General features: G+C 60.7%; 5 protein-coding genes, 1 tRNA gene and 2 pseudogenes. 4 read left to right on the forward strand and 4 right to left on the reverse strand.

The annotated features are described in order from the left end of the window. Positions 1–93: 93 nt before the first annotated feature. The 3 genes and pseudogenes from ACWXWJ_RS05905 to wzm all read right to left on the reverse strand — a co-directional run bounded on the left by ACWXWJ_RS05905 (position 94) and on the right by wzm (position 3,390). Positions 94–1,441: pseudogene (locus ACWXWJ_RS05905) on the reverse strand (IS256 family transposase). Between the two features lie 145 nt (positions 1,442–1,586). Beyond that, positions 1,587–2,375: a galactan export ABC transporter ATP-binding subunit Wzt/RfbE gene (gene wzt, locus ACWXWJ_RS05910; protein ID WP_448308483.1), complete on the reverse strand. Its 789-nt coding sequence runs from the start codon at positions 2,373–2,375 to the stop codon at positions 1,587–1,589. A 127-nt stretch (positions 2,376–2,502) separates the two neighbouring features. Continuing rightward, positions 2,503–3,390 carry a galactan export ABC transporter permease subunit Wzm/RfbD gene (gene wzm / locus ACWXWJ_RS05915; protein ID WP_473963816.1) on the reverse strand — a complete coding sequence of 296 codons (888 nt, stop codon included), beginning with the start codon at positions 3,388–3,390 and terminating at the stop codon, positions 2,503–2,505. Positions 3,391–3,586: 196 nt separating this feature from the next. Here wzm and ACWXWJ_RS05920 point away from each other — a divergent pair, with 196 nt between their 5' ends. Next, positions 3,587–5,002 (forward strand): aminotransferase class V-fold PLP-dependent enzyme, encoded by a 1,416-nt coding sequence (locus ACWXWJ_RS05920; protein WP_473963817.1) that lies wholly within the window; start codon positions 3,587–3,589, stop codon positions 5,000–5,002. A 9-nt stretch (positions 5,003–5,011) separates the two neighbouring features. Further along, positions 5,012–5,887, forward strand: coding sequence for an EamA family transporter (locus tag ACWXWJ_RS05925; RefSeq protein WP_473963818.1), 876 nt, complete (start codon positions 5,012–5,014; stop codon positions 5,885–5,887). Positions 5,888–5,893: 6 nt separating this feature from the next. On the opposite strand, the gene ACWXWJ_RS05930 is transcribed toward ACWXWJ_RS05925, so the two are convergent. Further along, positions 5,894–6,895, reverse strand: coding sequence for an NAD(P)H-quinone oxidoreductase (locus ACWXWJ_RS05930; protein WP_473963819.1), 1,002 nt, complete (start codon positions 6,893–6,895; stop codon positions 5,894–5,896). Positions 6,896–7,007: 112 nt separating this feature from the next. Between ACWXWJ_RS05930 and ACWXWJ_RS05935 the strand changes: the two genes are divergently transcribed. Then, a tRNA-Ser gene (locus ACWXWJ_RS05935) sits at positions 7,008–7,092 on the forward strand. Between the two features lie 740 nt (positions 7,093–7,832). After that, positions 7,833–9,639: pseudogene (locus ACWXWJ_RS05940) on the forward strand (hypothetical protein); the annotation flags it as partial.

Consider the following 9,639-nt stretch of genomic DNA (forward strand, 5'->3'; position numbering starts at 1 on the left):
GCGGCCTAGGTATTCGCCAAGTGTGCGGCTTGCGCGCGCGAGCAGGCGCATACCGGGCAGAGGGTGTCCGATTGTTTGTGTGCGGGGGGTGGTTTACAAGTAGTCCGCGAATCGGTCGGGGTAAGCCACGGCTAGTTGGTTGATGGCTTGTTTCCACCCGGTGGCTTTCGCTCCTTCAATATAGCCGTTGCACTCAATGTTGCGCTTTGCTTTCTTCGCTCGCTGGGCGGCACGCTTGTTCGATGTTGCAGATCATCAGCCACAGCGTTTTCTGCGCCGCGGTATCGTTCGGGAATTGGCCCCTGTTGCGGGTAGCTTTACGCAGTTCAGCATTCAGCGACTCGATTGAATTGGTGGTGTAGAGCACCCGGCGTGCCGCCGGCGGAAACTGCAGAAACGGCACGAACCGCTCCCAGGCGTCGCGCCAGACTTTGACCGACTGGGGGTATTTCCGGCCAAGTTCACTGGCCTCGAAAGCATCCAGGCTGGCACGTGCGGTGTCCTCGTTAGCGGCTGTGTAGACCTCACGCAGCGCGCGGGAGACTGCTTTGCGGTCCTGGTAGGACACCCACCGGTTCGCAGCCCGAATCAGGTGCACAATACAGGTCTGTACCATGGAATTCGGCCAGGTTGCCTCCACGGCTTCCGGCAAGCCTTTGAGCCCGTCGCAGCACACAATGAACACGTCTTGGACACCGCGGTTAGCCAGATCCGCACACACCGATGCCCAGAATGCGGCTCCTTCATTGTCGGCGATCCACAGTCCCAGGATGTGCTTGATGCCGTCCATGTCGACACCAACCGCCATGTAGCAAGCCTTGTTGACCACGCGGTGGCCGTCACGGATTTTCACGCGTAGCGCGTCGAGGAAGATCACCGGGTAAAACTCGTCGAGCTGGCGGTTTTGCCAGATCATGACCTCGTCTAACACCGCATCGGTAATGGTGCTGATCGTATCCGGGCTCATATCCACCCCAAGGGTGGTCGCGAGGTGATGCTGGATATCGCGCACGGTCATCCCACCGGCGTAGAGCGAGATAATCATGTCGTCGAGTTCTGTGAGCCGACGTGCACCCTTGGGCACCATCCGGGGAGTAAACGTGCCGGCACGATCCCTGGGCACGGTCACCTCAACTGCGCCGTAGCCAGAATTGACGGTCTTGGTGTACGACCCGTTACGGTGATTGCCGCCGTGCACGGGTTCAACCTGGGCTTTGGTTTTACGGTCGGAATGGCCGTAGCCCAAGTGCGCATCCATTTCCGCCTGCAGACCAGCGTTGATCGATGCCTGCAACAGGCCTTTGACCAGGTCGCTGGCATCATCAGCGGACGTCGACAGCTCGCTGATCAAGCTGGCGAGCTCAGGATTTTCCATCAGCTTCTCGCTGATCTCGTTGACCCTCGCCGGGTCATGGCCTTTCTTCGGTGACACCGTAGTCATTATCGGTGAAACTCCTTCTAGATCAGAGCCTCACACACAAACTTCCTGACACTCCCTACCCCCGCAAACTTCAGCAAGCCCCAACCCCGCAAACTTCAGCAAGCCCCAACCCCGCAAACTTCAGCGGCCCAGCACCCCGCCAGCACTAGCCCCGGCCCAGGTCCTTCAGCACCTGGCGGACGTGCGCACCAGCCTCCGGCCCCTCATAGGCTTCAACCACATCATCCACGCGCCCGACCTGCCGGATCTCTCCGTGGTCGATCCACAGCGCACTGTCACACAGCTGCGCCAAAAATTCGTTGCTGTGCGAGGCGAAAACCAGGATGCCGCTGCGCTCAACCATCTCCACCAGTCGCCCGCGCGCCTTAGCCATGAACGCAGCATCCACGGCGCCGATGCCTTCGTCCAGCAGCAGAATCTCCGGGTCGATGCTGGTCACAACCCCCAAAGCCAGCCGAATCCGCATGCCCGTCGAGTAGGTGCGCAGCGGCATATCCAGGTATTCGCCGAGTTCGCTGAACTCCGCAATGTCGTCCATTTTCCGCCGCATCGCACGCCGCGTCTGGCCCAGGAACAGCCCGCGGATCATGATGTTCTCGTACCCGGAGATCTCCGGATCCATGCCCACACCCAGGTCGAACACTGGTGCCACGCGCCCGCGCACAATCGCGGACCCGCGCGTCGGCTCGTAGATCCCACTGAGCAGGCGCAACAAAGTGGACTTGCCGGCGCCGTTGTGCCCGACCAGGCCAATCCGGTCGCCATCTTGCAGATGCAGATTGACGCCCTTAAGCGCCTCCACCATCACCGTATTCGACGAGTTCCTGCCGATCGCGCCGCCGGCAGCCCCCAGGAATGTCTGCTTCATGGAGCGGGTCTTCGCATCGAAGATGGGGAAGTCTACGCAAGCGTCGTAAGTGTCAATCGAAACCATGTCATCTCACTTCGTTGTTTCAGTTGTCGCGGCTGTCGGGCGCTCGCACGCCGGGCGCTTACTTGCCAAAGCCAAGCCAGCCGCCAGTCGCAAAGCCAAGCCATACCAAGCACACCAGCTGGCACGCCTATACCCAGTAGCTCACGCGGAAGCGCCAGCGGCGCATCACCAGCAGAGCCAGCGCAAGCCCAATCACCGTCAGCACTGCGACAATCCCCCAGTGGTAGGCGGGGACTGGCTCGCCGATCATCGGCCCGCGGACGATCTCCAGGTAGTGGTACAGCGGGTTGATCTCTGCAATGCGAGCTCGTTCGGCCACTGCCCCGCCTTGGTCGCGGAGGGTTTTGGTGGTCCAGACGATGGGCGTCATATAAAAGGCCAGTTGGACCAGCGAATCCAGCAGCGGGGCTACGTCGCGGAAGCGGGTGGCGATGATGCCGAAGAACATGGTCACCCAGATGCCGTTGGCGATCATCAGGGCCATGGCGGGCACGACCAGCAGCACCTCCCATCCGAGCGAGGGGCGGAACACGGCCAGCAGCACCAGCCAGATCACCAGGTTGTGCAGGAGGAAGAGGAATTGCCTCCACACCAGGCGATACACGTGTACCGACAGGGCCGACGGCAGCTGTTTAATCAGCCCCTCGTTGGCAATAAACACCTCGGAGCCGTCCTTAATGCAGCCTGCGATGAAGCCCCACAGGATCAGGCCGACGGCCACGTGCGGCAGGAAGCTGGCGAGGTCCTGCTGGAATAGCAGGCTGTACAGCAGGCCGAGGGCCAGGGCCATCACGCCGGTGGCAATGGTGATCCATAGCGGACCGAGGGTACTGCGGCGGTAGCGTTGTTTAATGTCCTGCCAGCCGAGCGCGAGCCATAGTTCGCGCTGCGCCAGGCCGCGCTTGAGGTCGTCCCAGGCGGCGGCGAAGGTCTGGGAGTTGCTAGCGGGGATGTCGCCGTCTGCCGCGGCGGTGATCCTTTGTAGATCCGCGGCCTCTGGCATTTTCTGTGGCATGAGTTCCTGCTTTTAAGTTGCTGTTGCTTTAAGGCACCTTATTTTACTTTGTGACGCCAACACCTCCTATTCCCGGCGCGTCCCGCTAACGTGTTGGCGGTCACGGTCGCTGACGGTGTTGCCTGTCCGGCGGGCAGGCTAGTATCGGTTGGGCAGAAGTGAAGTCCGAAGCAGTCTAGGAAGATAAGGAGTTCCAGTGTTCGATGTGCCACGGGTGCGGGGGTTGTATGCATCGTTATCGGATGGCTGGACGTACCTCAATGCGCAGGATTTTCCGCAGGTGCCGGAGCGGGTGTCCTCGGCGGTAGCGCGCAGCTTTAGGGTGGCTTCTTTGTTGGAGCCGCTGGAATCCGCGACGGGTTCACACTCTCGGGCGCAGCGTCCGGGTCGGCGTATCGGGGAGTCTTTCGGGGATTCCGCGCGGATCGCCATTGCGGATCTGACGGGTGCGCGCCCGGAGAATGTGGTGCTGGGGGCTTCCCGCGCAGCACTGTTGGATAATCTCGCGCACGCACTGTACCGGCGGTTGCGCCTGGGGCAGGAGGTTGTGCTGTCCCGTATTGATGATCCCGCGAATGTGGCCCCGTGGAAGACTGCGGCGGATCTTTATGGCGCGCGGGTGCGCTGGGCGGAGCCGGATCTTTTCAGCGGTGTGCTGCCCGCCTGGCAGTTTGCGAACCTGGTGGAGCACGAGACTTCGGTGGTCGCGGTTTCCGCTGCGAACCGTTATGTCGGCGCGGTGACGGATGTGCGTGCCATTGCCGATTGTGTGCGGGCGAAGTCCCGGGCGTTGTTGGTGGTGGACGTGGATTCTTTCGCTCCTTATCGCGTGGTGGATGTGGAGCAGATGGGCGCGGATGTGTTGGCTTTGGATGTGGCCAGCTTGGGCGGGCCGAGTGTGGGCGCGCTCGTGTTTAAGGACGATGCCACCCGTCAGGCCATCTTCCGCTCTGGGCACGGTGTGGGTGTCGGTGGCGTGTCCGAGGGGCTCCTGGGTGGCGTTTCGGAGGCCGTGGATCACCTGGCTCGCCTGGATGATTCCGCTCGTGGTACGCGCCGTTCGCGGTTGAAGACGGGTCTGCCGCAGGCCGCTGAACATCTGAAGACGCTGGCTGCACACCTGGTCGAGGGCTTGCAGAGCCTCGGTACGGTGCATGTCATTGGCGTGGATGGGGACGGCGACGTATTGGAGGAGTTCGCCTCCGTCGACCGGATCCCGCGCGTGAGTTTCCTGGTGGATGGTGTGCCCGCAGGAGTGGTGGTGCAGCGTCTATTGGCTAATGGTGTGGTTGCAGGTGTGGTCGCGCCGGGGCAGTCGCAGTTGTTGGAGCGCATGGGCGTGTTCGAAGAGCACGCCCCGCAGAGCCAGCAGGCTCAGCGCACGGAGCAGGCAGCCAATGCGCGCCGCGGCCGCCACGGGCGCAATGCTGATGCGAACCCCGCCACCCGCGCTGGGAGCTCCGCCCTGCACACCGCCAACGCCACGGGTAGTGCATCCACTTCGCTGGGGTCCTCGCTGGATCAGGCCGGTGCAGTCGCCGTCGGGTTCGCCCCGCACAACACCATCCATGATGTGGACCAGTTGGTGCGGGTGGTGGCGTCGGTACGATAGCGTAGCCGTGTGCTTCGACTGATTACTGCGCTTACGCCAATTATCTGGGGGACGACGTATATCGTCACCACGAATCTGCTGCCACCTGGGCGGCCGCTTCTAGCCGGTGTGCTGCGTGCGCTGCCGGCGGGATTGCTGCTTTTGCTGTGGTTCCGCAAGCTGCCGAAAGGGCAGTGGTGGTGGAAATCCGCGGTACTGGGCGTGGTGAATATCGGTGGCTTCTTTGCACTGCTGTTCGCCGCGGCGTATTTGCTGCCGGGCGGGGTGGCGGCGATCGTCACGAATACCGCGCCGCTGTGGGTCATTGCCTTAAGCCCGGCGCTGCTGGGCACGCGGATTCAGCCGTATCAGGTGATCGGCGCGCTTGTAGCGGTGGTGGGTGTGGCTTGTTTGGTACTGACGCCCGCCGCGGCCTTGAACGCCGGGGGTATCCTCGCGGGGCTCGGTGCCAGTGTGTGCATGGGGCTCGGGGCGATTTTGGCGAAGAAGTGGGGCAAGCCGGATGAGGTGCCGCAGCTGGCGGTCACGGGTTGGCAGCTGACTTTCGGCGGATTGTTCCTGGTTCCATTGTTGCTGGTGATGGAGGGGCTGCCGAGCCATCTGACCGGCCAAAATGTGGCGGGTTATGCGTATCTGACGATCTTCGGTGCCCTGATTGCGTACGGCATTTGGTTCCACGGGTTGGCGAAGCTGGACGTGGTGCAGGTGGCGATCCTGGGCGTGCTGAGTCCCGTGACGGCGACGTTCCTGGGCGTGGTTTTTGTAGGCGAACGGCTGAGCGTGGTGCAGTGGGCCGGCCTGCTGCTGGTGTTGGCGGCGTTGGTGCTGGTGCAGACGGGCGGGTGGCCCAGGAGGACTGCCCGGCAGCGCAAGTCCCGCGGCTAGTACTGGCTAGTACTGCGGCATTTCGAGCACGATCTTGCCGGTGACTTCTCCGGCGAGCAGTGCCTTGTGCGCAGCGGCGGCTTCTGCGATGGGCATGATGCGGTCGATGTGGTGGGTGATCTTCCCGCTTTCCAGCAGGGGCCATACGTTGCCCAGGGTTTCGGCGACGATGCGGGCCTTGCCTTGAGTATCGCGGTAGCGCAGGCCGGTAGCGCTGATGTTGCCACGCTTGTTGAGGAGTTTGGCGATATTCAGTTCGCCTTTGACGCCGCCTTGCATGCCGATGATGACGATGTGTCCATCCGGGGCGAGGGCTTCGATATTGTGGTCGAGGTATTTGGCGCCGATGATGTCGAGGATGACGTCCGCTCCGCCGTGGTCGGCGAGGATCTCGGCAAAGTCTTCTTCCTTATAGTTAATGGGTATATCCGCGCCGTAGCGGCGGCACACGTCTAGCTTCTCTTCGGAGCCGGCGGTGACGGCTACGGTGGCGCCGAGCGCTTTGGCTAGTTGGATGCCGAAGATGCCGATGCCTCCGCCGCCGCCGTGGAAGAGGATGGTGTCTCCCTCATTTAGGCGGGCGGTCATCATGATGTTGGACCAGACGGTGCAGGCGACTTCCACCACGCTGGCGGCTTGGGCCAGGTTGTATCCGGTGGGGATGGGGAGCAGCTGGCCTTCCGGTACGGTGGCGAGTTCGCTGTATCCGCCGCCGGATAGTAGCGTGGCGACTTCGTCTCCGGCGTGCCAGGGGGTGCCGTTGGGCCGGGTGGCTCCGTTCGGGTCTTCGATGACGCCGGCGGCTTCGAGGCCGATGATGTTTGTGGTGCCGGCTGGCGGTGGGTAGTGGCCTTGGGCTTGTAGGGTGTCTGCTCTATTGACGCCCGCATAGTGGATGCGCACTAGTGCTTCGCCGGGTTGGGGGTCGGCGATGCTCGTGCTTTGCCAGGCCAGCGAGCTGGGGTTCGCGGGATCGGTCTGGACGATTGCGTTGGTGGTGATGCTCATGTTCCCCACCCTAACGAATGGGCTGGGGTGCAGTGGGGTGTTTTCGGGAGGGGAGGGGAATTGGGTAGGCGCGGGCGGCGTGTAAGATGCATATGCGGCTTTAAGCCGTGTTGGAAGTATGGCAGAGCGGCCGAATGCACTGGTCTTGAAAACCAGCGATGGGAAACCATCCGGGGGTTCAAATCCCTCTACTTCCGCAGATACCATTTCTCACCTGTAGGGATTGGATTAATGAGGCGCCTTGGGTTGGCTGCGATGCAGCCTTCCCGGAGGCGCCTTTTCGTACGGGTTGAGCGCTGTGGGGACGGTTGAGCAAAGCCTGAAGACTCACTTAAGACTCTGGGGGTGCGAAAGGGGGTGTATGACCAATCTAATACACAGTTTTTACATAGGTTTGAACCTATATGTTGGGAATTCTTAAGGTGTCTGATGTAGCTAAAATATAAGCGCACCCGGGTTATCTTTCCGTGCAGGCAGTTGCAAGTATGCAGTACGCACGAGTCGCTTTGTTATCTATCATGTTCACTTTTGGTTAACTTAATGGTTACACCGAGTCGGAAGAGTGGGGGTGGATCAACCTAAACGACCGAGGATAGAACCTATATTTAGGAAATAGCTGAGATTTGCACCGAACGGAAATGGCGTCAAAAAACTTGGGTGGGAAAGGGGTGCGTCATTTCTATGGCAGAAGAGGGTGAGTGTGGCGGCGCGGTTTAATAGGGTCTGGCGATCGGTAGAGGTGAAGATGAATTCAACGTAGGAGATGTGCGGTCGCGGTTCAGGGCTGTAGTAACTAAGGTTTCGCAAAGAGACTTGCGCGCGCATGCAATTCTTGCGCAAATGCAGATCGCAACGGGTGCGAGTCATGGCGTGTGACCTTCCCGATGCGGGTGGGTCGTCAAGAAACTTAGAGAAGTCTTTGGAAAGGACTTAACTCATGGCAAACTTGCGCGGACGTATCATCCGTACTGGTTTTGGAGCGAAGGCTCTCGCATTTAAGAACAACAGCATGAAGTCCATCGCGGCTGCTGGTGCTGTGCTGGCTCTGGCTACCACCGGCACCGTGGTGGTGCAGACCCAGACTGCTCCGGCTGCTGTCGCTCAGACCGCACCGGGTACGAACGCAACTCCGGCGAACCAGATCATCGATGCTGACATGATCGCTAGCGGTCGTGTCACCAAGGCATCTAACCTTACCGACGCTCACGGTGTGGGTAAGGGCCTGATCTCTGGCCACGTGTACATGACTACTCCTGGTGGTAACCCGGGTGCCACTTACGACAATGGCAACAAAAAGCTGGACGGCATCACCGTCTACGCGCAGTTCCGCGATAAGGACGGCTCCTACTCGCCGATCTTCAGTGCGAAGACCCACACCCTGCCGGACGTGGTCGGCGGTAACGGTGGCCAGGGTACCTTCGCCTTTGGTACGGGTAAGAAGGGCATCACGTGGACCGATAAGTTGGGCCGCGAGCACACCTGGTCGGCACGCACCGACCAGAAGCACCGCATTTGGGTTGAACCTTTCACCAACGAACGTGGTAACCGTGTTCAGATGTTCCGTCAGGCAAATGGCTTCGTGCCCGGCTCCTTCAACGGATTGGTTGAGGCGCCACTTGGTTCTTTCGCTGCGGCTGATGGCAACATTCAGCAGATGGCGGCGTTCCTTCAGGAAGTTCCGCCGAACCACGAGAACAGCTGGATGGCTGCCAAGGGCGACAAGCTGGTTGAGGACCCTGAAGGCCCAATCAACTCGGCATCAACCCAAACCAACGTTCCGAATACCCTTTCGGGTCGTGTGTGGCTCGAGACCGGTGGCCCGGACAAGGGCATTGTCGCTACTGGCCCGTCGAAGAACGGTGTTGACGAGGCGGCTGACGGTTACACCGTTTACGCATCTACCCTGACCAAGGACGGCGCTGCAGCTAACAAGAAGCTGCACGAGCAGTATAAGAATGACCCGAGCAAGCTGGCCGACGCCACCAAACAGATGCTTGAGGACCACCCCGAATACATCCTCAAGACCGTCCATGGCAAGACCGATAACGAGGGCTACTACACCCTGCGCTTCGGCAAGTACGAAAAGGGTCAGACACGCGAAGACATCCTGAACCCGGACCATGTCTTTGTCTGGGTGGAGAACAAGGCTGGCGTGGTTCAGAACGGCTACACCGGCTTCCACACCCCGATCTTCCAGCGCTTCAACGACGGCGGTGGCTTCCGCGCATCGGCAGTCCCTGGTGAGAACCAGCTGCCGATCAACTGGGGCACCGGAATCGGGTTCCAGAACCTGAACTCGCTGTACAACGTGAACTACGGCATCATGCCGTACACTCCGGTGTCGATTACGGCTGACTACAACGCGACCGACAAGCCTGCTGCCCCTGGCACCAAGGTGACCCCGGAGTTCAACGGCGATCTGTCGACGCTGTCGTCGAAGGTTGAGTGGCGTGACCAGAAGGGCAACGTCCTTAAGACTTGCGAACTCGACCAGTCCAAGGGCATCAAGGCCCAGGTCGCCGCGTGCACCTTCGACATCCCGGCGGATGCCAAGAAGGGTGACTACTTCAATGTTGTCCTGGTTTCGGGTGGCAACGACGTGTCTGCCTGGTCTGTCCTGGTGACGGACAAAGTTGCTGACAGTGTTGAGCCAAAGTACGAGGACAAGCTGGTTGTTCCTGGCAAGGAAACCAAGTCGAACCCGACCTTCACTGACAAGGACGGTAAGGACACCAAGGCTCCTG

The sequence above is a fragment of the Corynebacterium sp. p3-SID1761 genome (genome assembly GCF_055862885.1).

Bases quoted from the DNA above. Each gene is read 5' to 3' on its own strand.
- ACWXWJ_RS05930 (WP_473963819.1), bottom strand. From the start codon at position 6,895: ATGAGCATCACCACCAACGCAATCGTCCAGACCGATCCCGCGAACCCC.
- wzm (WP_473963816.1), bottom strand. From the start codon at position 3,390: ATGCCACAGAAAATGCCAGAGGCCGCGGATCTACAAAGGATCACCGCC.
- wzt (WP_448308483.1), bottom strand. From the start codon at position 2,375: ATGGTTTCGATTGACACTTACGACGCTTGCGTAGACTTCCCCATCTTC.